This window comes from Lentimonas sp. CC4, from assembly GCF_902728235.1.
GTDB lineage: Bacteria > Verrucomicrobiota > Verrucomicrobiia > Opitutales > Coraliomargaritaceae > Lentimonas.
Window position 1 is genome coordinate 772,079 of record NZ_CACVBO010000001.1, and the last position, 21,933, is coordinate 794,011.

Annotated in this window: 21 protein-coding genes; 7 read left to right on the forward strand and 14 right to left on the reverse strand. The window is 53.0% G+C overall.

The window, feature by feature from the left end; genetic code table 11:
• Positions 1 to 33: 33 nt before the first annotated feature.
• On the reverse strand, positions 34 to 840 hold the full coding sequence (locus tag GZZ87_RS03420) for a metal ABC transporter ATP-binding protein (protein WP_162027372.1): 807 nt from the start codon (positions 838 to 840) through the stop codon (positions 34 to 36).
• Complete coding sequence (locus GZZ87_RS03425; protein WP_162027373.1) at positions 833 to 1,732, reverse strand: zinc ABC transporter substrate-binding protein; 900 nt, start codon at positions 1,730 to 1,732, stop codon at positions 833 to 835. Before GZZ87_RS03425 ends, GZZ87_RS03420 begins: the two co-directional genes overlap by 8 nt.
• 163 nt (positions 1,733 to 1,895) lie before the next feature.
• Between GZZ87_RS03425 and GZZ87_RS03430 the strand changes: the two genes are divergently transcribed.
• Entirely contained in the window at positions 1,896 to 2,096 is a 201-nt protein-coding gene (locus GZZ87_RS03430) for a hypothetical protein (protein WP_162027374.1), read from the forward strand.
• A gap of 59 nt (positions 2,097 to 2,155) precedes the next feature.
• Here GZZ87_RS03430 and GZZ87_RS03435 read toward each other — a convergent pair whose 3' ends face one another.
• The 4 genes from GZZ87_RS03435 to GZZ87_RS03450 all read right to left on the reverse strand — a co-directional run bounded on the left by GZZ87_RS03435 (position 2,156) and on the right by GZZ87_RS03450 (position 6,019).
• Positions 2,156 to 2,968, reverse strand: a complete 813-nt coding sequence (locus GZZ87_RS03435) for a hypothetical protein (RefSeq protein WP_162027375.1) — start codon at positions 2,966 to 2,968, stop codon at positions 2,156 to 2,158.
• Positions 2,969 to 3,009: 41 nt separating this feature from the next.
• The gene (locus GZZ87_RS03440; RefSeq protein WP_162027376.1) at positions 3,010 to 3,735 is read right to left on the reverse strand and encodes a hypothetical protein; all 726 of its coding nucleotides are present in this window, start codon (positions 3,733 to 3,735) and stop codon (positions 3,010 to 3,012) included.
• Between the two features lie 87 nt (positions 3,736 to 3,822).
• A complete protein-coding gene (locus GZZ87_RS03445) occupies positions 3,823 to 5,037 on the reverse strand; it encodes an aspartate kinase (protein ID WP_162027377.1) in 1,215 nt (404 codons plus the stop codon).
• A gap of 196 nt (positions 5,038 to 5,233) precedes the next feature.
• Positions 5,234 to 6,019, reverse strand: a complete 786-nt coding sequence (locus tag GZZ87_RS03450) for a hypothetical protein (protein WP_162027378.1) — start codon at positions 6,017 to 6,019, stop codon at positions 5,234 to 5,236.
• A 157-nt stretch (positions 6,020 to 6,176) separates the two neighbouring features.
• Here GZZ87_RS03450 and GZZ87_RS03455 point away from each other — a divergent pair, with 157 nt between their 5' ends.
• A complete protein-coding gene (locus GZZ87_RS03455; protein WP_162027379.1) occupies positions 6,177 to 6,926 on the forward strand; it encodes a metallophosphoesterase in 750 nt (249 codons plus the stop codon).
• 332 nt (positions 6,927 to 7,258) lie between these two features.
• On the opposite strand, the gene GZZ87_RS03460 is transcribed toward GZZ87_RS03455, so the two are convergent.
• The 5 genes from GZZ87_RS03460 to serA all read right to left on the reverse strand — a co-directional run bounded on the left by GZZ87_RS03460 (position 7,259) and on the right by serA (position 12,540).
• Complete coding sequence (locus tag GZZ87_RS03460) at positions 7,259 to 7,699, reverse strand: cyclic nucleotide-binding domain-containing protein (protein WP_162027380.1); 441 nt, start codon at positions 7,697 to 7,699, stop codon at positions 7,259 to 7,261.
• Between the two features lie 61 nt (positions 7,700 to 7,760).
• The gene (locus GZZ87_RS03465; protein WP_162027381.1) at positions 7,761 to 9,089 is read right to left on the reverse strand and encodes a homoserine dehydrogenase; all 1,329 of its coding nucleotides are present in this window, start codon (positions 9,087 to 9,089) and stop codon (positions 7,761 to 7,763) included.
• 175 nt (positions 9,090 to 9,264) lie between these two features.
• Positions 9,265 to 10,161, reverse strand: coding sequence for a hypothetical protein (locus GZZ87_RS03470; RefSeq protein WP_162027382.1), 897 nt, complete (start codon positions 10,159 to 10,161; stop codon positions 9,265 to 9,267).
• Positions 10,162 to 10,254: 93 nt separating this feature from the next.
• On the reverse strand, positions 10,255 to 10,857 hold the full coding sequence (plsY, locus tag GZZ87_RS03475) for a glycerol-3-phosphate 1-O-acyltransferase PlsY (protein ID WP_162027383.1): 603 nt from the start codon (positions 10,855 to 10,857) through the stop codon (positions 10,255 to 10,257).
• 96 nt (positions 10,858 to 10,953) lie between these two features.
• On the reverse strand, positions 10,954 to 12,540 hold the full coding sequence (serA, locus tag GZZ87_RS03480; RefSeq protein WP_162027384.1) for a phosphoglycerate dehydrogenase: 1,587 nt from the start codon (positions 12,538 to 12,540) through the stop codon (positions 10,954 to 10,956).
• 316 nt (positions 12,541 to 12,856) lie between these two features.
• On the opposite strand from serA, the gene GZZ87_RS03485 reads away from it, so the two are divergent.
• The 4 genes from GZZ87_RS03485 (at position 12,857) to GZZ87_RS03500 (ending at position 17,591) form a co-directional block, all read left to right on the forward strand.
• Positions 12,857 to 13,144, forward strand: a complete 288-nt coding sequence (locus GZZ87_RS03485) for a glutaredoxin family protein (RefSeq protein WP_162027385.1) — start codon at positions 12,857 to 12,859, stop codon at positions 13,142 to 13,144.
• Between the two features lie 214 nt (positions 13,145 to 13,358).
• A complete protein-coding gene (locus GZZ87_RS03490; RefSeq protein ID WP_162027386.1) occupies positions 13,359 to 14,315 on the forward strand; it encodes a TIGR01212 family radical SAM protein in 957 nt (318 codons plus the stop codon).
• A 40-nt stretch (positions 14,316 to 14,355) separates the two neighbouring features.
• Entirely contained in the window at positions 14,356 to 15,564 is a 1,209-nt protein-coding gene (gene glgA / locus GZZ87_RS03495) for a glycogen synthase (protein ID WP_162027387.1), read from the forward strand.
• A 56-nt stretch (positions 15,565 to 15,620) separates the two neighbouring features.
• Entirely contained in the window at positions 15,621 to 17,591 is a 1,971-nt protein-coding gene (locus GZZ87_RS03500; protein ID WP_162027388.1) for an alpha-1,4-glucan--maltose-1-phosphate maltosyltransferase, read from the forward strand.
• A 93-nt stretch (positions 17,592 to 17,684) separates the two neighbouring features.
• Here GZZ87_RS03500 and GZZ87_RS03505 read toward each other — a convergent pair whose 3' ends face one another.
• Positions 17,685 to 18,683, reverse strand: coding sequence for a transposase (locus GZZ87_RS03505; RefSeq protein WP_162027389.1), 999 nt, complete (start codon positions 18,681 to 18,683; stop codon positions 17,685 to 17,687).
• A 637-nt stretch (positions 18,684 to 19,320) separates the two neighbouring features.
• Here GZZ87_RS03505 and GZZ87_RS03510 point away from each other — a divergent pair.
• Positions 19,321 to 19,584 (forward strand): glutaredoxin domain-containing protein, encoded by a 264-nt coding sequence (locus GZZ87_RS03510; RefSeq protein ID WP_162027390.1) that lies wholly within the window; start codon positions 19,321 to 19,323, stop codon positions 19,582 to 19,584.
• Positions 19,585 to 20,083: 499 nt separating this feature from the next.
• Here GZZ87_RS03510 and GZZ87_RS03515 read toward each other — a convergent pair whose 3' ends face one another.
• Positions 20,084 to 20,449, reverse strand: coding sequence for a nucleotide pyrophosphohydrolase (locus GZZ87_RS03515; RefSeq protein WP_162027391.1), 366 nt, complete (start codon positions 20,447 to 20,449; stop codon positions 20,084 to 20,086).
• A gap of 344 nt (positions 20,450 to 20,793) precedes the next feature.
• Positions 20,794 to 21,885: an Ldh family oxidoreductase gene (locus tag GZZ87_RS03520; protein WP_162027392.1), complete on the reverse strand. Its 1,092-nt coding sequence runs from the start codon at positions 21,883 to 21,885 to the stop codon at positions 20,794 to 20,796.
• Positions 21,886 to 21,933 lie beyond the last annotated feature (48 nt).

Below are 21,933 nucleotides of genomic sequence, written 5' to 3' on the forward strand. Positions count from 1 at the left end.
AGCCTCAGCTCTCAAGTTTCAGCCCTCAGCCCTCTAAGAGTGATGATGCCCTCCGTGACTATCCAGATGCTCATGATCATGCTGCACCATGCGCATCTCAAAACCATACAACTGCCTCAAGCGCTCATCCGTCAACTCCGCAGTCGGGTGCACATGCACACAACGATTCACACAGACCACCTTCGGCACCGAACGCGACACGAAGGCCAAATCGTGCGACACCGTAACCAAGGTCAAATCCTTGCGCAGCGACTTCAAGCTATTCAACAAGCGCTCCTCCGCCGCCACATCCACATGCGCCGTCGGCTCATCCAACAGCAACACATCCACTTCCGCAGCCAAGGCACGCGCGATCAACACCGCCTGTCGCTGCCCCCCCGACAACGCCGCAAAGGAACCCAGCGCGCGATCCGCCAAGCCCATCTGCTCCAACGCCTCAAGAGCACGCGCCGTATCTTTACGACTGCAAAAGCCAAAACTCCGCCGCGTCAAACGCCCCATCAGCACCACATCGAGCACCGATACCGGAAACAACGGGTCAAAATCAATATGCTGCGGCACATAGCCGACACGCGAACGCGATCGCTTCGGCGCATCGCCGAGCAAGTGCACCTTACCCTGATCTGGCTGCAACAAACCCAACATCAACTTCAACAGGGTCGACTTCCCTCCCCCATTTGGCCCAACCACACAGACCGACTCGCCTTTATATATGTCAAAGTCTGCATCCTCCACCACCAGCGAACGCCCGTAACTGAAAGAGACACCCTCAAAGCAAATCACTGGCTCACCTGAATGGTGCTCACAACCGCATGTCGTATGCGCGCCACAATCACTCATTACTAAAGCCCCCTTCAAGCGCATTGCCTATCTCAGTCAGCCCAACGATATAGTCTGTCGGCAGTAAAACGACCTCCACCACTGGCACACCTAGCGCATCTGCTAAAATCGTCGCCGTCGTCCGCCCAAACTCAGGCTGTGTATAAATTGCTCCAACCTGCGCCTCGCGTGCCTGTGCAATCAAATCCGCCACACGCGCAGCCGACGGCGCAGTGCCCGACTGCTCGATCGACATCTGCACCAAGCCATAGCGCTCCGAGAAATGCCCCAGCGCGGGGTGGTTAATAAAAAATGCTCGCCCCGCATAAGGCGCCAACTGCTCCCGTAACGCCACGTCGAGCGCTACCAATTCAGCGATCAACACCTCCGCATTGCTCCGAAACACTTCCGCCGACTCCGGCTGCATCTCGATCAACGTATCGCGCATATGCTCTACCACATCAACCATCTGCACCGGATCGAGCCAGATATGCGGATCATGGTCACCATGATCATGGCCATGGTGCCCGTGATCGTGCCCGTGATGACTGCACGGCGCCGCAATCTCGCCGCCCGTCTGCACGACCCGCACCCCTGACATCGACGATTCCATACGTTCAAACAACGGTGCCTCAATCGGCATTCCGATGCCAAAATACACATCCGCGCGCGCCAATTGCGCCACCTGAGCAGCGCTCGGCGTATACATTTCAGGGCTTTGTCCGGGGTGCACCAACACTTCAGCCGAGACTAAACCACCGCCGATTCGCTCCACAAAATACGCCTGCGGCTGCACAGTGCACCACACCGATAAGCCAGAAACCTCGACAGCCTCCTCCTTCGCACACGCTGCACAAAACAAAGCAACCAGCACAGTTACCGCCCCAACAAAGAAAGATTTAATCCACTGCATACCCATAACAAATAAGAACTCGAACAATCACCCATGACACCCAAGCCTCCTGCGACAATAACAAAACTATCAAGCTCGGCGAATCAACCTACTGACATACTATAAAACAGCACAAATAGAGCCAGTATTAGGAATAACGCTCTCTACCCCACCTCCAACCCACATGAATACAGAAAAAGACAGTTGCTCCACTGGCGCTTGCGCAGGCCCAGGCATGTGCCCTGGCATCGCACTCTTACCATCGATCATCATCGGATACGGCATCACCGAACTCAGCGGCAGCCTACTTCTAGGCTGGCTAGTCGGCGCACCACTCTTCCTAGCCTTGATCTTAGGCTGGCACAAGAAAACTGCTCGGCGGTAATTGAAGATTGCCGCAGCAACTACGCTGAGCATCCTAGCGAACCGCACGATCAACGAATCCTACTCCGCTGAATCGACCACCCGCCCCTTGGAGTAGCGCACCTGCTTCCCGTGGATAATACAGTTGAATAAGATGCGCCCGACATAGTCTTTGGTGAAATAACCATGCGACTTTTTCTCCATCGGTGAGACGACGATCTGCTCATCCGCATCAATGATCTCCACATTCAGATTGGCAAATTCCCAAAACCGTGGATGCGAATGATGTAGATCCGCACTGAAGCAAATGAACTTGCGCCCATTCACCCAATAGAACCATAGGTCATTTGAAACGATTGAAATCGGAGCCACATACGCGATCTGCACTGCATCCTCAGCTCCTACCCGCCCCACATGATGCCCCTCGGCCTGAAACACACGCCGTGCCTCGTTACGCAAACGATTCAAAGTCGCCTCATCGGGAAACTGCTGATCATTACGCGTGCGAAACAAATACGCCATCATCTCATCGTAGTCGTAACTGAGACACTCATAGCGCGACGCATCCCACTCTAAATTTCGATAATGCTGCGCCGACTGCACCTTGAAATAAGGATCCTTCAGCTCAACATCCAGCTTCTCGATCGTATACTCCGAGCGCTTCATAAGCACCACCAGCTTAGTCAGCGGAAACACAATTTCTAAATATTCAGACACATCGCCCGCGTCGCGCGTTGGTTCCAAATAGCGATAGTGTAAATCAATCGTATCCGTCTTCTTCAAAGTCTCAGCCAACACAGCGTCATCCATATGCCAGCGGTAGAGATAGCGAACCAGCTCATAGCCATAGGTCTGATCAAACGGCGCGGCCTTTGCAGCGGAGAGACTTACCATGCAACAACAAGAGAGAAGGAAAAGTGCAACCAGGGTTTTCATTAGCGATTTAAGTCTTTCAAAGTGAAGAAGCGGTTCCCCGCCAGCGAGCCGTTCTGGTCATTCGGAATCCGAACAAAGTTACCACCAGAATGGAAGTTGTGCCGATCCGTCATCCACGAATACGCGCGCCCCGTCACAGGCGTGCCATGCACCTGCCGGAGATCGATAAACAAATTCTCTGGCCGATTGAGATGTGCGATATACCCCGACGCAATACTGCCAGCATAGTTGAGCAAACTCGCAAAACGCCCTGGTGCACCATCCTCAGCAATCTTCATCAAGTAGGTCATACGCTGCTGTATCCGCGGCACCACCACCGCCGCCCCACTAGCGTCACGATAAAATCCCTCGATCTGACCATGCAAACCGCCAGCCGTCATCACATCCAACAACCTCGCCGAACTGGTCTGGGCGATCTCGACACGCTTATAAGGCACAGGCACATATTTAATCCGCGCATCCAAGACCAATAGTATATTCGCCATACCTTGCTTCGCGTCAGCCTCACTGATGTAGCCACGCTCCCCTGGGAAAGATACCTCATTAACCAAGAGCGTCGCCAAATACCCCGCCTCGGACTGAAATGACGGAAAAGTCACATTATTCGCAACCATCGACGAACTCGCCACCACACACACACCGCAGAACACCAATACACGGCGTATCGAACGGCGCACCTTCAGAATAGAACAGGCGAATAAAACAGAATAGGACAAGACACCCATTACTGAGAAAGTGCCGCCCTGACTCAACAAAGAAATCGCCCGCTTACGCGCGACGATTTCTCGAAAAACTTAAACTGAAAAAAACAACTACTGGCCTAAACCAAAGGCCGCATGCACCACGCGAGTCGCCTCTTCCGCATCCTTCGGATCAATCCCCACCGAGATCTTAATTTCAGAGGTGCTGACGAGCTGGATATTGATGCTGGCATCCGCGAGCGCATCGAACAGCTTCGCCGCCACACCAGAGTGCGAACGCATGCCGACACCGACAACAGAGACCTTGGCGATATCATTGGCTTCGAACAGCTTACCGCTGTCTTCACCTGGGAACGACTCAGTCACGACCTTTTCGGCACGGTAAATATCCTCGCGTGGCACAGTAAAGGTCATGTTCGCCTTACCATCGCGACCGACATTCTGGACGATCATATCCACACTGATATTCGCATCAGCTAATGCCTTGAACAGCTTCGCAGCAGTTCCGGGACGATCTGGCAAATCGCTTGCAACGATCTTTGCCTGGTTCTTATCAAGTGCGACGCCGTTCACCACGACGTCTTCCATAGAGGCTACTTCTTCTTTCACGATAGTTCCGGGGTTGTTGTTAAAACTGGAGCGGACTTCAAATATGACATTAAATTTTTGCGCGAACTCGACCGCACGATTTTGCATAACCTTCGACCCGCTGCTGGCGAGTTCGAGCATTTCCTCGTAAGAAATCTCATCGAGCTTCTTCGCATCCGGCACGATACGCGGGTCTGCGGTGTAAACACCGTCTACATCCGTGCAGATTTGGCAGAGGTCTGCCTTAAGTGCCGCAGCAATGGCGATCGCACTGAGATCCGAACCGCCACGACCGAGCGTAGTGATCTGACCTTCAGGACTGTGCCCCTGGAAGCCCGCTAGGATCACCACCTTGCCAGCATCTAGTTGCTCTTGAATGTCGCCACCAGAAATACTGGTGATGCGCGCACGTGTATGTGCAATATCAGTCAAGATACCCGCTTGTCCGCCCGTGCGAGAAACCGCAGGCACGTCTAACGCATGGAGCGCCATCGCCGTCAGAGCGATCGTTTCTTGTTCGCCGACAGTGAGCAGCATGTCCATCTCACGCTCATCTGGATATGGATTCAGCGCCTTTGCACGTGCGATCAAATCATTGGTTACACCCGAACGAGCTGACACGACGACAACGACCTGGTTACCAGCGTCACGTGTTTCTTTCACTCGACGAGCTACATTCTTGATGCGATCGACATCGCCGACCGATGTGCCGCCGTATTTTTGAACGATGAGTGCCATGATTAAAAAAGCTGAAAATTTGAAAAAACGTAAACGCTAAAAGCAAAGAGAGTGCAGAAAGGAATACTAGGTTAGACAAGTTTCAAGAACAGACTTCGCTACCTGGAAGAGAATTCCACTCGCCCGAGAAATGGCTCCCGATGAACCACACTCCTCAATGATACAAATTCCAGCGACACAACCGCTGGCGATCAAATCACAGCAAATCTTTATCGAATGTCACTTGCTTGTGCGCGACAGGCTCCCCTGGGCTACTTTTATTCTTGTTCTTCTTTTTGCTGGGCTTCGCCTTCATCCGATTGCGCAGGGAATTTGCCATCCCTCGATACTCCTCCATTAATTTATTTGAAGTGGCATACTCTGCAACCACATCCCCTGCCGTATTGTATACCAGAACCACAATACCCGCCTTACTGTCACCAGATTTATAGCTACTGCTATAACCATACGAAGATTTAAAACTCCTTTCAGTATGCGAGACCACCTTCGAGACCTGCGTCTCTACTGGCTCAGCAAAAGACACCTGCTCAAACAGTCGCCCACAATCCACCTCTCCCTCTGATATGATGAAATACTCGACCCTCAAATCACTCACAAAATGAGAGGAGGACCCTAGGTTCATCTCGAAATAATTCGCCTTCTTCACCTCCTTCTCCTCATCGGTGTAAGTGTAATAACCAGTGCTGGTGTTCCGATCGGTATCCGTCGATGTCTTAGTGCGCCGCACCACCTCGAGGGTAATCCTAGCATCCTTCGCCATCTCTTTACTGATTTCCGCCCAACATTTTTTCGACAATAACTCAGGCGCGATCTTGATCTTATTATACGCACCGACACGGCGCACAGAGAGTTCCACTCCATCATAAAAGAGCTTATCGACTACGATATCGCGCCCCTGCTTATCCGTTAAAGTCCACGTTTCCGCTGCGAACATCTGACCGTAGCCGAGCAAGGCACCTAATAGTAAAATTCTAAGCATCATAACCAGTCAACATCATGACTCACCCTACCATCGTCGGTCAAGACACTAAGCGTCCCTGCCATCTTTCATCAAAAGCGTTTTGACCTATCGCAGCTATTTCCACTTATTGAGGCTCCCGCCCCTCTCGAACCGCCCTCTAAGCCGTCCTATATTGTAAATGAAAATACTGCTCGTTGCCGATCTACACTATACCCTACGCCAATGGGACTGGCTCAACGACACCGCAGACCGCTTCGACCTCGTCGTCGTCGCAGGCGATCTGCTCGACATTGCCTCCATCGTGCCATTGGAAGCGCAAATCATCGTGGTGCGCAAATATCTACAACGCCTCACGCCACAGGCTCCCATCCTCGTCTGCTCTGGCAATCACGACATCCTCAGCAAAGACGAGACGCAGACCCGTGAGGCCGCATGGCTACGCGACAAACAGGGCGATGTCTATCTCGCCGATGGCGATCACTTCGAGCAAGGTGCGTTCTATTTCAGCATGATTCCGTGGTGGGAGGACGAGACACAACGCGACGCCATTGAGCAGCAACTGATCGCCCAACAAGTGGAGGCAGCCGGCAAACGCTGGATCTGGGTCTATCACGCACCGCCCAAAGGCACGACAGTCGCATGGAGCGGCAAGCGCGATTTTGGCGACGAGGCACTTCCCACATGGATCGAGCGCTTTAGCCCCGAACTCGTGCTCGGCGGGCATATTCATAACGCGCCCTTTTACGCCGACGGCTCCTGGATCGACCACATGCACGGCGCATGGGTGTTTAACGGCGGTAAACAAATTGGTAGCATTCCCTGCTTCACCGTGATCGATACCGAAAACAACAAAGCCATGTGGATGTCAGCCGCCGAAGCAGAGCAAGCCGAGCTGACCATGCCGCTGCAACGCCAGCCACTAGGGTGACACACCTACCAAGGCTTGAGCCTAAAATCATAGGTGACTTGCTTACTTGGCATGAGCTTATCGAATGCAGCTGCTCACCCACGGCTAGGAAATGTGATCGATAGCCGAATCAGTATTAATGCTATATTCAGGAGTTAGAAGTTAAGAGCCAGAAGTGAGCCTTTAGCAATGAAGCGCTTACAGCCGAGCGTGACGCCGCCTACCGAGCCCAGCGACACTTTATTATGCCCTTGGGTGCAACAATTGGCGAGCGGTGAAGGGGCTATAAAGCGCTGATGCTCAGCTTCTAACTCCCACCTTCCACCTTCCAACTTCTAACTACTCTTTTTAGCTTAGTGCTTCGTATGTAAGAACGAGTCCAAGACCTCATGCACCATGCCGAGGTGACTACCATCCTCCGCATACTGCTTTTTGATGTCAGTCAAGTAGCTTGCCATAAAATGAACTTTGCGCGCCATACCACGCGCAAGATGGAGCATCAGCTCCGGTCGCTCCAATAAGAACGCTTCCGCATCACTCACGAAATGCAAGCTCACAGCTCCTACCGCACGCGTATCCGTCAACGCAGGCCCATCCAATAAGATCGCCACATCGCCAAACGCGAAGCCGTATTCACTGATGTCGGTCACCCGCTCGCCATCGCGCTCCACTGCGACTTGCCCAGACTTCAAGAAATAAAGACCATTGGTCTTCTTTCCCTCTGCAAGAATCATATCCCCATCTTGAAATTCAACGACGGGCAACTCAGCCAAAGCAGCATTCAAATCAAACATAGCGCAAGACAAGCAGATCTTGCGCCATGATGCACGGTCGAAAATCCAAACACCGCAGTCGCTAGCAACTCGGATCGAAGATACGGAAGCTAACTGGCGGCTCTACAACCACTGCCTCAGCGGCCAACGCAGCCTTGGCAGTCGCGATGGCGGTCTCGCTACTCTTATGAGTCGTCAACATAATCAGCGCACTACCATCTTTGAGCTCCTTCTGGTTCACCGTCGTAAAGCTGATATGGTGCGTGGCCAGTATATTCGAAATCTTCGCTAACACACCCTCTTCATCCTTCACGTGAATGCGCAGATAATAGCGCCCCGACAAATCCCCAGGTGCAGCGAGTTCCAGCCCATCCGCCAATTGCTGGTAAACCTGCTCGTCTTCCTCAGAAATCACTGGCTTCGGCGCGCCCTGCAACATGAACACGGCATCCGCAATGTCACTGATCACAGAACTAGATGTCGCATCTTGCCCAGCACCACGGCCAATCAACACCGTCGTGCCGACGACATCGCCAGTCACACTGACACCGTTATAGACTTCATCCACTCCCGCGATCACTTCGCTCTTCGCGATCAAGGCAGGGTGCAAGCGCACGGACAATTTATTCGCCTCGAAATCACGTGCGATCACTGCAAGCAATTTAATCTTATAGCCAAGCTGGCCAGCGATCTCGATATCTGTGCCAGAAATCTCGCGGATGCCTTCACAGATGATCTCGTTAAGCTTCACCCACTTGCCATGCGCCAAGTATGCAAGGATCACCGCCTTATGCGCGGCATCAATACCATCGAGGTCAAGCGCCTCGTCCGCTTCGACATAACCAAGCTTGCGTGCATCGCCGAGTGTCTCGTCAAAACTTAATCCCTCACGCTCCATGCGTGTCAAAATGTAATTGGAAGTGCCGTTCAGGATACCGAAAATCAACTTAAAGCGATTCGCGACTAAGGCCTCACGAATCGTCTTGATGATCGGGATACCACCGGCAACCGATGCTTCATAGAAATAGTGGCCACCATTCTCGTTCGCGATCTTGAACAGCTCTTCACCATGTTCGCAGATGAGCGCCTTGTTGGCTGTCACCACGATCTTGCCCTGTTGCAACGCCCGACGTGTCAGCTCAAGCGCCTCCCCCGTGCCGCCCATTAGCTCGCAGACGATGTCGATCTCAGCATTATCCACCACGCGGGATGGATCATCGGAATAACACTCCGCTGGCACCGCCACCTCACGCTCCTTTGACAGATTGTTGACCACCACCTCGGTAATGGCGAGCTGAGCGCCCAAGCGAAACTCCAAAGCCTGACGGTTTTTTTCGATATTTTTCCAAACCCCTTGGCCGACGACGCCGAAACCAAGAAGACCGATACGAATGATGCGTTTTTGAGACATACTACTAGTGAGAGTAAAAGTGAGAGTGTGAGTGAAGCAACGAGTCAGAAGAACCAGAGCACTCGATCCGCCATGCGCGAAACGCTCCACACAATATGAGGCCTGCAAAGTTTCAAGTGTGAAACAGACATTCCTGCCTGTCGCATCGAGCTCACCCCAAATAGGAGGCCTAGCACTAGAACTGCCTTAAGTCGTCGATCCGCACGCGCTCCTCGGTGCCCGAGCCGGGTAAGAAATACGCCGAGACGACCCCCAACTCCACACGGACGATCATGATACCGTGCCCCTTTACCTCGAATGAGCCATCCTCTGCCGCAAAGCCAGAGCCCAAAATATGCTCTGAAGTATCCATGATCAACATATGCGCATACATGGCAGCATACGTATCCCAATCGGTCGGATCCTGATCTACCGTTTGCGCATCAATATAGCGATCCTTCGCCTCGTGGTAATCAGTGGCTAAAGCGAAATACTCCGCGAAATAGGACCGCACCGACTTCAACCAAGCGATGTTCGCCTCAGCCTGACGATAGCCGTCATCATCTGCCTTTTCCCCCGCAGCCAAAATCTCCTGATTAGACGTCTCCATCTTCTCGCTAATAAACTTCAGCCCACGCTCCAGATTATCCCACTTCAACGAGCTAAACAGATATTTATACTCCTGATGCAGCCCACTATCACTTTGGAATTTACGTAGCCGATTGTTCCCTAAATCGACATCCATCACCAACACCGCAGGAAACTGCCCCTTTAACGCACGCATCGCAGCATCGAGCTTCACGGCATCTGCAGGCGCGACATCAGGAATCGCACTGACCGCTGCCCCACCTTCCGTCTGTCCTGTAATTTTGTATTCAAACAGCTCGCGCTGGCGCGAGATCCGCTTCCGAGCGTCAGCACTCAACTCAGAGACAATAATCACCTCCGCAGCACTCACACTCTCAGGCGGCAGGCCATCGAGCTTCAAAACACCCGCAGTCTTTGCGACTGACTTTGCCGCAGCTGCAGGCTTGGGCGCAGCGACTGGTTTAGACGGCGTATCAGAACACGCAGCAAAAAGAAACAGGCTCACAAAAGCGGACGAAACATATAACAGACGTGAAAGCATAACGCTACGGATCAAAACTAACCCCCCGAAGCTCGTCAACTCATTGCGCCCGCTGTGCTATTTTTTAAAACTATTCTCAGTGCCCTGAAACATCCGAACGATGTTCGAACGGTGACGCACGACGATCAACACCGCCAACACCAAGCCAAGCGTAAAGCGCGGATCGGCAGCCCCATACAGGAAGTAAGCACTCACTGCGAGACTCACAGCAAACGACATGGAGGCGACAGCTACCAATTTTGTAGTAAAGAAAATCGCCGCCCACACAGCCACACCGATCAACAATACCACCGGCATGAGCGCAACCAATCCCCCCATAGTGGTAGCCACACCCTTGCCGCCTTTGAATTTCAAAAAGACCGAAAAGCTATGACCAATGATTGATGCAATGAGCCCAATGATACCAAGCTTCAGGCCAAGATCGCCACCATAGTAAAACAAAGGCCAGCCTGCAGCAATGCCCCCCTTGAGCGCGTCGCAGGCAAAGACAATATTGCCAAACTTTGAGCCCAGCGCGCGCGTCACATTCGTGGCACCAGGGTTGCCGCTACCATATTTCAAGATATCCACACCCTGACTTCGGGCGACGATCACGGCAAAACTAATAGCGCCGAGCAGATAGCCGACAATGGAAACGAGTGCGATGTTGAGACTGCTCATAATAGGATGGCATAAAAAAACCGCAGAGCGCGCGATGGCAACAGAGAATCATTCCCTGCGTCCAGCGCGCACCCTGCGGCTGATTAAATAATACGCTTATAGACGAATCACGCGATACTTCTCGATCGCAGGATTTTCAGTGATCTTCTTGGCAGCGACCTCAGATGGTGCGCTATCAAGCTCGAAGACACTCACTGCATAACCTTCGCCTTGGTCGCGGCTGAGCGACATGTTGGCGATGTTCACCTTGTCCTCGCCGAGTGTTACCCCGATGAAACCGACGATACCAGGAACGTCCTTGTTCTTCAGAACCAGCAGCGTTGCATCGGTGCTGACCTCAACACCATGCCCGTCGAGTGTGACGATACGTGGAGTCTGGTTTTTACCAACCAATGTGCCACCGATCGTGCGCGTCTTGCCGCCCTTGCAGGTGACCTCAACTTCGACGAGTTCAGTGAATTCAGCGTGCACGGAAGTCTTCACCTGCTCGGTGATGATACCAAGGCGAGCAATCTTCTTCGGCGCATTCACGTCGTTCACATTCTCAGAGATGTCACGCAGGTAACCGCGTTGGATCGCATATGTGAGCGGAAGCGTGTCGAGCTCAGTGATCTTACCGAAGTAGCGGATCGTAATCTTCTCAACAGACTCTGGAGCCATTTGCTGAGAGAATGTGCCGAGTTTCTCACCCAAAGTCATGTAAGGAGCGAGCTGTTCGAGTGCCTTCGGATCAAGCGATGGCATGTTGAGCGCATTGCGAACCATCTCACCCTTGAGGGCTTCGATCATTTGCTTCGCCACATCGATACCAACATTCTCCTGCGCTTCTTGAGTCGATGCACCGAGGTGCGGTGTGAGCACTAGATTCTTAATCTGACGTAGCGGGCTATCTTCAGCCGGCGGCTCGTCTTCGTAAACGTCGAGGCCAGCGGCTGCGACTTTACCAGAGTTCAACGCTTCGATCAAAGCAGCTTCGTCAATGATACCACCACGAGCGCAATTGAAAACGCGAACGCCATCCTTCATGCGACCGAAAGCATCTGCATCGAGCATGTGCTTCGTGTCTTTTGTAAGTGGCATGTGCACAGTGATGTAGTCAGCTTGCTCGATCACTTCGTCGAGAGTGGCCTGCTTCACGCCGAGCGTCTTCGCACGCGACTCTGTCAAATACGGATCATAGCCGAGCACAGTCATGTTAAACGCTTGTGCGCGCTTAGCCACTTCCGCACCGATACGCCCCATTCCGAGGACACCGAGCGTCTTACCGTTCAGCTCGGAACCTGTGTAAAGTTTACGATCCCAGCGACCAGCTGTCATGCTTGCAGCAGCTTGCACGATCGGACGTGTGCCAGCGAGCATGTGCGTGAAAGTCAGCTCGGCAGTCGCCAGCGTGTTACCAGTTGGCGTGTTCATGACGATCACGCCGCCGTCTGTAGCAGCTTCGATATCGATATTGTCGACACCGACACCGGCACGACCGACAACCTTGAGCTTCGGCGCAGCGGCGACGACCTCAGCAGTCACACGTGTGTCGGAGCGCAATGCAATCGCATCAACGTCCTTAACGATTTCAAGGAGCTGCTCAGGAGTGGAGCCATAAGCTTCGATCACTTCAAAGCCTGCTTCAGCTTTGAACAAATCAACACCAATGGGAGAGATACGGTCTGCGATTAGTATTTTCATAGGAAAAGCGGAGCAGTAAATTTCACTCGCACCGAATTGCAACGAAAAGAAGCAGATTGCCCCATCTTCTTTTCTGTCAGGCCGATAGCGCCGCGCTCCAGTCAGTCCCATTCCAGATGCCCCAGCACCATGACGCGCCCGCGGAGATGCCACGAAGATAGACGAACCCATCGTTCTCTTTGCAGCAACCGAGCAACGTGCGAGTGGCGCTTATATAAGGTTTTGCCAGTGAAGGCAATAGTGTTAAATTAAAGTATTGAAAAGTCGCAATTTACGTTGTCAGCACAACCTAACCGACTAATATTTAAACTTAGTTATGAGTCGTATAAAAAAGCCAATCCTCTACGTCAAATCCGGCTGCCCATGGTGCCGTGAAGCGCTCTCGTTCTTCAACACTCAAGGAGTCGATCTTGACATCCGCGATGTGTCCGAAAATGCCAAAGATATGGACGCGATGGTTGCGATCAGCGGCCAAACTAAAGTGCCGACCTTTGAATATGACGACTTCGTCGTAGCCGACTTTTCAGTCGATGAATTCCTCGCCGAACTCAGCGAATTCCCAGAAACGCAGCACAACCTCGGCATCAGCGACGACGAAAACTAAGTGACACAGGCATTCCTGCCTGTAAAAATCACACTCGGCACACTCCCACGCGCCAAACAAGCTGTGATCCATTCAATCGCTCAGCCTTGGACGCTGAACGATTAAATGAATCACTGCGCCTTCGCTAATACCTTCGCCAAGCCGAGATCATATCAACCCTGTTCAACGTTCAAAGTTCGACGTTCGATGTTCAACGTTCAAGGCTCCGCCGCCTATGTATCCGTGGAACCACGAACGGCGCTTCAACGCCTACCCGCAATATTTCAAGAGAACCTTCGGGCAACGCGTTCAGAAAGTCTCGATCGACGCAGGCTTTAGTTGCCCCAACCGCGACGGCACTGTCGCCTACGGCGGTTGCACCTTTTGCGACAACCGCTCCTTCAACCCCTCCTACTGCGACCCTGAGAAATCAATCACTCAGCAAATCAACGAAGGCACCGAGTTCCATAGAAAGCGCTACCACAACCCCGGTAAATACCTTGCCTACTTTCAGGCGTTCACCAACACCCACGCCCCTCTGGCAAAGTTAAAAGAGCTCTTCAGCGAAGCACTGAGCGTGCCCGGCGTGATCGGCCTAGTCATCGGCACACGCCCCGACTGTATCGACGAAGAAAAGCTCAAATACTTCCGCGAGCTCGCCCAGACACACTACGTAATCCTAGAGATCGGCATCGAGAGCTGCTACGATGCCACGCTCAAGCGCATCAACCGTGGACACAACTACCAACAAGCCGTCGATGCCATAGAACTCACCGCCTCCTACGGCATCAAAGTCGGCACCCACATGATCCTCGGCCTACCAAGCGAGACCGAGGACATGCTCCTCGCCGAAGCTGAGATGCTCTCTAAGCTTCCGCTCAACACTATCAAGTTCCACCAACTGCAACTCATCCGTGGCACCGCAATGGTCACCGACTACGAGCGCAACCCGCAGGACTTCAAATTCTACGAGCTAGACGAATACATAGACCTCATCATCCGCTTCATTGAGCGACTCAATCCGAACTTCGTAATCGAGCGCTTCTTCAGCGAAGCCCCACCGGCCGACAACCTCACGCCGATTCAATGGAATCTGCGCAACGACCAAATGCTGAACTTTCTCGAAAAGATGCTAGCCGAAAAAGACACTTGGCAAGGAAAGAGGTATAGAGCGTTCACCCCACTGATTTGAATTGCCCACAACCCAGATCGTCGGCATTCCTCTTCTACTTATGAAAAGCCTGATCTACACGAACGAATTCCCTCCCAATATTTATGGCGGCGCAGGTGTCCATGTGGACTACCTAACCCGTGAACTGGCCAAGTTAATGGAAGTCGATGTCCGCTGTTTCGGCGATCAGGATATCAAAGAGCCCACCTTGACTGCCAAAGGCTACCAAGTCGACAAGAGCGACTACACCTGCCCCAAGAAACTGCAAAGCGTGTTCAGCTGCCTTCAGCAAGGCCTCGATTTCAACACAGATGGCAACGACGCCGAGATCGTGCACTGCCACACGTGGTATACCCACATGGCTGGCATCCTTTCGAAGCTCAACTACGGCATCCCTCTCGTTGTCACCGCACACTCCCTAGAGCCACTACGCCCATGGAAGCGCGAGCAGCTCGGCGGCGGTTACGACTGCAGCAGCTGGGTCGAAAAGACAGCCATTGAAATGGCCGACGCCGTCATCTGCGTATCCGAAGGCACCAAGGCCGACGTCATGCAAAACTTCAACGTCGATCCCGCCAAGCTTCACATCATCTACAACGGCATCGATCCCGACGAATATTATAAGCAGGACGCGACCGAAGCCCTAGAGCGCTTTGGCATCGATAAAGAACAACCCTACGTGCTATTCGTCGGCCGCATCACTCGCCAGAAGGGCATTATCCACCTCGTCGAAGCCATCAAACACATGCACCCCGGCTATCAGATCGTGCTCTGTGCGGGTGCACCCGACACCCCTGAGATTGCGGAAGAAATGAAAGTTGCGATCAACGAAGCCAAGAAGACACGCGACGGCATCTTCTGGATCGACGAAATGGTCGACAAGCCCACCGTCATCAAACTCTATTCCGGCGCAGCCGTCTTCTGCTGCCCATCTGTGTATGAGCCCTTCGGCATCATAAACCTCGAAGCCATGGCCTGCGAAACGCCAGTCGTCGGCTCAGCAGTCGGCGGCATCCCCGAAGTCGTCGTGCATGACGAAACAGGCTACCTCGTGCCACTCGCCCAGAGCCACGAAAGCCCCTTCAGCCCACTCAAACCCGAGGCATTTGCTGAAGATCTAGCACATCAAATCAACCGCCTTATGGATGACCCCGAAAAACGCGAAGCCTTCGGCAAAGCCGGGCGCCAACGCGCAATCGACCACTTCAGCTGGGCATCCATCGCCAAGCAAACACAGGCGCTCTACCAAGAGCTAATTGATCAAAAGTAACTTTACAAATCTCTCACCTCAGCCCTCAAGTCTCAGGCCTCCCACCTCTACCATCCATGAGTTCGCTTAAAAAATTCAACGGGCGCAACCGCGTCGTCGTCGACACCCTCACCCCTGCCCTCGAAGCAGAGAAATATCCACTCAAGCGAGTGATTGGCGATGCGCAAGAATTCCGCGTGCACGCCTTCACCGACAGTCACGACCTCATCACGGTCGACTTCTGCCACCGCCGCAAAGGCGCCAAAGAATGGATCAAGACCCCCATGCACGAAGCAGGGAATGACGAATGGACCCACACCCTGCAACCATGGGAAATCGGGTTGTATGAATACTGCGTCATGTCCGCGGTCGATCACTTCGCATCTTGGAAACACGGATTCAATCGTAAGCTTGCCGACGGCCAAGCACCCGACCTCGAACTCCTAATCGGTGGCGATATCGTGCTCGAAGCCGCCAAACGCGCCACTGGCGACGAAAAAGTGCGCCTCAAAGGCTTCGGCAACGCACTCAAAAACACCGAGCGCAACGTGCGCGAACGGATCGACGCTGCCCATAGCGACGAGCTACGTTGGCTAGTCTCACGCACCTTTGACGAGAGCCGTGCGACCAAGACGCCGATCCACCTGCTCTTAATTGAGCGCGAGCTCGCGGCTTTCAGCACGTGGTATGAATACTTCCCACGCTCCTGCGGCCCTGACACCAACACACACGGCACCTTCGAAGACGCCAAGAACCGCCTCTTCGAAATCGACCGCATGGGCTTCAACATCGTTTACTTTCCGCCGATCCACCCGATCGGTCATGCCTTCCGCAAGGGCAAGAACAACACACTCACTCCAACCGACACCGACGTCGGCAGCCCTTGGGCAATCGGCGCATCGACTGGCGGACATAAGGACATCTTGTCCGAACTCGGCACACTCGACGATTTCAAATCCTTCATCGATGCCGCAGCTGACTACGAGATCGAAGTCGCAATGGACATCGCTTTCCAATGCTCCCCGGACCACCCGTGGGTCAAAGAACACCCACAATGGTTCAAGTGGCGCCCAGACGGCACCTGCCAATATGCAGAAAACCCGCCCAAGAAGTATCAAGACATTCTCCCGATCAACTTCGAGAGCGACGACTGGGAAAACCTATGGCTAGAGCTGAAGTCCGTATTCGATTACTGGATCAGCGTCGGCGTTAAAGTCTTCCGCATCGACAACCCACACACCAAGTCTTTCCAATTCTGGAACTGGTGTATTTTGGAAGTCAAAGCCGCACACCCCGAGGTCATGTTCCTCGCCGAAGCGTTCACACGCCCGAAGCGCACACACAACCTAGCCAAGGCAGGCTTCACTCACGGCTACACTTATTTCACATGGCGCAACTCGCCCTCTGAGATGCGTGAATATGTAACGGAGCTCACACAATCGGAGACCAAAGACTACTTCTGGCCCAACTTCTGGCCAAACACGCCGGACATCCTGCACGCCGACTTACAGGTCAACAGCCGCGCCGCCTATCTAGGCCGCTACGTGCTCGCCGCCACTCTCTCCTCCAACATGGGCATCTACGGCCCAGCGTATGAGTTGATGGACTTCGAGCCCTTCCCCGGCAAAGAAGAGAATAACAACAGCGAGAAATACGAGCTCAAGCAGTGGGACTGGGACAAGCCAGGCAACCTCAAAAACGAGATCGCCCGCATCAATGCCATCCGCAACACGCATCCGGCCTTGCAACGCACGTTCAACGTCACCTTTGCCGACACCGACAACCCGCACTTCCTCTGCTACATCAAGCAGAACTGGGATCGCACCGATCAAATCCTCGTCATCGTCAACATGGACTGGGAAAACACGCAGAGCGGCTTCGTCTACCTGCCACTCGACCACCTCGGCCTCGGGGAGCACGACGGATTCACCGTCCGCGATCTCTACGATCCATTTGAAGCGGAATACACCTGGCAAGGCTCTCGCAACTTCGTGAAGATCAACCCGCACCAGCGCCCAGCGCACATCTTTAAGATTCGCAGGCTGTAGTCCAGCGACGATCTACAGTATTTCCAAAGCCTCGGTGTTCACACGCCGGGGCTTTTTTATGATAAGACAGTGCCGCCCCCATCGATCGAGCATTCACCCAAAGACCTGTTTACGCAGACCCTGAATGACAGCAAGGCCGCCCCAATCACCGCGCATCGCATTCACCTTCGGAGGGTGCTTTCGCCCACGCTCCATTTGCCATGCTCCCGTAAAGCCACGCACAAACTCTGCAGAACCCAAAATCGCTCCGTCAGTAAAATAGCGCACACGGCAGCGCAGCATGGCCGCTTTTGGTAACTGCCCGTCTGCGTCTAGCACCTTCAAGGCCTGCTGACGCGTCATCTCCGGCAATCCCGCATCCGCGCCACGCTTCCCAAAGATCAACGAACGGTGCGCTTGCAAGGCCGAGTCGATACGCTTCGCACCACGGTCTGTCCAAATCGCAACCAGGCCACGCGCCGCCGCGCCCGCCTGCCCTGAGCTTGTCGAATGGGCCACCGCCTCTGCATAGCCACAGAAACGATAATCCTTCAGGTCTTTAACGATTCCCGCACGCACAGGGTTAAGGTCAATATAGGCTGCCATCGTTTGCAGCGGATTCCCCTGCCCCTCGACTAGCACCGACTTAAAACGGTCCGCCCACAAGGTGCCGTAACGCTGATGATTACGATTAAACCACACAGAGAAGCGCTGCTTCACCGCCTTCATGTATTCAGAGACATCTCCCATACGAGCCAGCAGTTTTGCGCGTAATTGCTGCGCATCTTCAGAGTCAGCCTCCAGCTTGGAGGTCAGCACTTTGACCGATTCAGCCTGATACTTCGTAGGCTTTGGGTAGAGCACCTGGTAGCGCCGCATCAGCTCTTTATCGTCAACCTTTTGCCGATCCGGAACACGCAACAGCACATGAAAATGGTTCGACAACACACAATAGGTAAGGACTTGCACCCCGCAGAAGTCCGCCACCTGCCAGATCATCTTACGCAGCATTTCCTTTTCGCGATCCTTAAACAAGCGCTCCCCATTCACCACGCGTGTCATACAATGGTAAACCGCATCCCTGCCCTGAACTTTAGTGCGTCGCACCTTCATAGATCAGAACGAAACCAACTATTCAAAAAAGTCCAGCGACTCTCTCATTCTTATAGCCTGGTTAATTGTTTGGGTTTGGTTAATTATTTGGGTTAATGAACCCCAAAATGTAGACAGCCGTAGTAGCGATACGACGCCAGTCGTGTCGATTACTGCGGTTCCATGCCGAAACACAATCGACCGCGCTAGCGCGTGGTCGCTACAAAATAACACTGAAACTCGAAACTAGTTTTACAGCCTGTCCCCTTTTTAAGAATCTTACTGGAATATGTGAGTTCGACTAAAAACCATTCTTCCAAATTACGCACTAATTCAGGCGGCAAGGGACGGCGAATTACGGGTATGTTTTTAGAAGAAACTCAATAATGTATGGAACTCTTGGCGCGGGGTCGTGACTACTAGAGCGTCATGTAACACATGGCTTTTTCATATGTTAAGTTAGGGGTAACTTATAAGGTAAAAACAGACTCCCCGCCTCTCTTTGAGAGGCGGGGTTTAATGTATCTGGGGCGTAGAAGCGACACTCATGTCACTTTTGCGTGATTCAGAGGGAAAGCGACTGGAAGCGCGCTTCTACTGAAGCTCTCTCTACTTTTAGAGTAGCACTCCCCCCTTCGATCCGTTTAACCTGCGCGACATGAATACACCGATCCTTTACGTAAAATCCGGCTGCCCTTGGTGCACAGAAGCCCTCAGCTACTTCAGCACAAACAATATTCGCCTGGAAACACGTGAAGTGCGTAGCAACAAGGTCTTCATGGAGCAAATGGTTAAGCTCAGCGGCCAAACTAAGACACCGACTTTTGTGCTCGGCGATTTTATGGTAGCCGATTTCGATATCGGTGAGTTCCAGACCGCACTGGCTCAGGCGCCCACAGTCAAAGCACAACTCGGGCTTTAGCTAGGAACGCCAGGCTCCGTCTGGCTGAGCTAAGAAACTCAAATTCGGAGATTGGCCCTCCCGTGTGGCATCGCTCACACGGCCGCCATAGGTTTGTCATAAAAAAGCGCCTTCCCTTTCGGGACGGCGCTTTTTCCAAACAACAAACTTATGAAAAAACCTTATTAAAGATTATATAGTCATAGACGGGGCTGCGGCCTAAACGTTCAAAATAGTTTTAAATTTTATTCGGAAAACTACTGAACGCGGCCATTTGCGCGGTGAAACACCAACAGAAATAGACTGACGGCAGGCGTAAATGCAGCTTGCGCGGAACCCATCCTGCCCCGACAAAAAAAGCGCCGGCTCTTTCGAGACGACGCTTTCCAAACAACAAACTTATGAAAAAACCTTATAAAAGATTATATAGTCATAGACGGATCAGCCGCCTAAACGTTCAAAATATTATAAGTTTTTTCTGAAAAGATTTCAAAGCCGCTGCCACAAAACATATAAGTCACTATAAATCAGTATACTTATCACTTCGACCGCGCGCCTTTTCGACCGGATATTTTTCTGCGTTCCGCTTCATTTTTTTCTCAATGATCGCCGCGATGTCGATTCCAGTGACATTCGCGAACTCGATCGCAAAAATAAAGACGTCAGCAAGTTCTTCCTCTACTTTTGCGCGCAGCTTGACTGCCTCGGCATCCACGTGCGATTGCTCGGGGCTCTGCCAAAGAAAATGCTCCATCAACTCAGCCGCTTCGGCGGAAATCGCCATCGATAGATTTTTCGGGCTGTGAAACTGCTCCCAATCGCGCTCCTTGGCGAAGGCCAGCACACGGTCTTTGATTTCCTGCAGGCGAGTCTCGGCATCATTCATAGATATGAATGTATGACACCAGCGTGCCATTCCGCAAGACGCCACAGGCGAATATACTCACGCGCATCAAGTATTGTGATTTGTAAAATCGAAGCATCTGGCGTAGGGGTGCTGCTTGCCGTTTCGACAGGCTCAAGGCCCAGAGTTTGTCGAGGGGCGGCACCCGCGAAGGCAGCTAAAGTTTCACAACTTCCGATGCGTTTGGCCTTTGCGCGGTCTTCGCAAGCAAAGCCCCTACGAATTCAACACTGTTTGAGAGACAAGCAACGATCAGACATTGTAAACAAAAGCACCACTGCCCTAATCGACAATCAGAACAGTGGTGCTGGGTAAAGATGAACTGGTTACGCTTCGGTCTTGAATTCAGACAGTGACCATTGGGCGGCACCACATTCTTCTGCGATCTCATTGAACGCTTCAATTTCGGCAGCAGAGAAGAGAAGCCCACCGGCTTTCACGACGCGCTCTGCCCATTTGGCTTCGAGCTGCCCTGGTAGGAGGCAATTTTCATTACCATGCCCAAGGATGTCGTCGATCACTGCTTTGACGTTTTCAGACTGGTTGCGGCCCTTGGCGAAGGCACCACCGTTGATGGCGTCGGGATGGATGACTTGGAAATAGAATGCGGGAGTGCGCTTTTCACCTTCAGGGATCTCGCGACTGCGGAGTGTCGGCAAGCTGCCGCCAATAAAGCCGCCGACGATTTCGTTGATGAGACTCAAGCCGTAGCCTTTGTGCGCGCCGAATGGCACCAGTGCGTTGACCGCATTAGCGTCGGTGGTTGGGTTACCGTCTTTGTCGACTGCTGCGTTGGGTGGCAGTGCGACGCCTTCGCGTTGAAATTGCTGCACGCGGCCCATCGCGATCACGGACGTCGCCCAGTCGATCACGATCGGATAGCCAACTGCGTCTGTCGTTGGGAAGCCCCAACTGTGTGGGTTGGTGCCGAGCGTCGGGAACTTGCCCATGAATGGCACAACCTCTGCAAGCGCTGCGGTGCAATTCGTATAAGCGATGTAGCCCCGCTTGGCGGCTTCCATCACATAGCCACCTCCCCAGAGGTAGTGGAATGCATTGTCGACGGAGACTTGGCCGATGCCGTATTTGTCGGCGAGCTCGATGGCGCGGTCGACTGCTTCATAAGCAGTGGCTTGGCCAAGCTTCTTGTTGGCGTTCCAGGTTTCGCTGGCAGCGAAGCGGGACTCGATCTTTTCGATTTCGGCACCTGGCGTGCAACCATCAGTGGCACTACCGAAGAGATGGTCGAGGTGCAGCGCCTTGATGGCGTTGTGCGTGCGGATACCGTGATGCGAGGCGAGCTCCGAGAAGCGCGCGGCTTGCGCAGCTTCGTCGGCGGTGTAGCCGCGGTGTTGATAGGCTTGTTTGACGAGCGCGTTGTGCTGCTCAGCGGGGACGATGTAGAATGTTTCGGACATGATTAGAGAATTAGGAATTACGAATTAGGAATTAGGACTCATTGAACA

Excerpts from the sequence above, each read along its gene's own strand:
- GZZ87_RS03505 (WP_162027389.1), bottom strand. The coding sequence starts at position 18,683 with ATGAAGGTGCGACGCACTAAAGTTCAGGGCAGGGATGCGGTTTACCAT.
- GZZ87_RS03430 (WP_162027374.1), top strand. The coding sequence starts at position 1,896 with ATGAATACAGAAAAAGACAGTTGCTCCACTGGCGCTTGCGCAGGCCCA.
- GZZ87_RS03465 (WP_162027381.1), bottom strand. The coding sequence starts at position 9,089 with ATGTCTCAAAAACGCATCATTCGTATCGGTCTTCTTGGTTTCGGCGTC.
- GZZ87_RS03420 (WP_162027372.1), bottom strand. The coding sequence starts at position 840 with ATGAGTGATTGTGGCGCGCATACGACATGCGGTTGTGAGCACCATTCA.
- GZZ87_RS03425 (WP_162027373.1), bottom strand. The coding sequence starts at position 1,732 with ATGCAGTGGATTAAATCTTTCTTTGTTGGGGCGGTAACTGTGCTGGTT.
- plsY (WP_162027383.1), bottom strand. The coding sequence starts at position 10,857 with ATGAGCAGTCTCAACATCGCACTCGTTTCCATTGTCGGCTATCTGCTC.
- GZZ87_RS03460 (WP_162027380.1), bottom strand. The coding sequence starts at position 7,699 with ATGTTTGATTTGAATGCTGCTTTGGCTGAGTTGCCCGTCGTTGAATTT.
- GZZ87_RS03445 (WP_162027377.1), bottom strand. The coding sequence starts at position 5,037 with ATGGCACTCATCGTTCAAAAATACGGCGGCACATCGGTCGGCGATGTC.
- glgA (WP_162027387.1), top strand. The coding sequence starts at position 14,356 with ATGAAAAGCCTGATCTACACGAACGAATTCCCTCCCAATATTTATGGC.
- serA (WP_162027384.1), bottom strand. The coding sequence starts at position 12,540 with ATGAAAATACTAATCGCAGACCGTATCTCTCCCATTGGTGTTGATTTG.
- GZZ87_RS03510 (WP_162027390.1), top strand. The coding sequence starts at position 19,321 with ATGAATACACCGATCCTTTACGTAAAATCCGGCTGCCCTTGGTGCACA.
- GZZ87_RS03520 (WP_162027392.1), bottom strand. The coding sequence starts at position 21,885 with ATGTCCGAAACATTCTACATCGTCCCCGCTGAGCAGCACAACGCGCTC.
- GZZ87_RS03440 (WP_162027376.1), bottom strand. The coding sequence starts at position 3,735 with ATGGGTGTCTTGTCCTATTCTGTTTTATTCGCCTGTTCTATTCTGAAG.
- GZZ87_RS03435 (WP_162027375.1), bottom strand. The coding sequence starts at position 2,968 with ATGGTAAGTCTCTCCGCTGCAAAGGCCGCGCCGTTTGATCAGACCTAT.
- GZZ87_RS03455 (WP_162027379.1), top strand. The coding sequence starts at position 6,177 with ATGAAAATACTGCTCGTTGCCGATCTACACTATACCCTACGCCAATGG.
- GZZ87_RS03500 (WP_162027388.1), top strand. The coding sequence starts at position 15,621 with ATGAGTTCGCTTAAAAAATTCAACGGGCGCAACCGCGTCGTCGTCGAC.
- GZZ87_RS03490 (WP_162027386.1), top strand. The coding sequence starts at position 13,359 with ATGTATCCGTGGAACCACGAACGGCGCTTCAACGCCTACCCGCAATAT.
- GZZ87_RS03485 (WP_162027385.1), top strand. The coding sequence starts at position 12,857 with ATGAGTCGTATAAAAAAGCCAATCCTCTACGTCAAATCCGGCTGCCCA.
- GZZ87_RS03450 (WP_162027378.1), bottom strand. The coding sequence starts at position 6,019 with ATGATGCTTAGAATTTTACTATTAGGTGCCTTGCTCGGCTACGGTCAG.
- GZZ87_RS03515 (WP_162027391.1), bottom strand. The coding sequence starts at position 20,449 with ATGAATGATGCCGAGACTCGCCTGCAGGAAATCAAAGACCGTGTGCTG.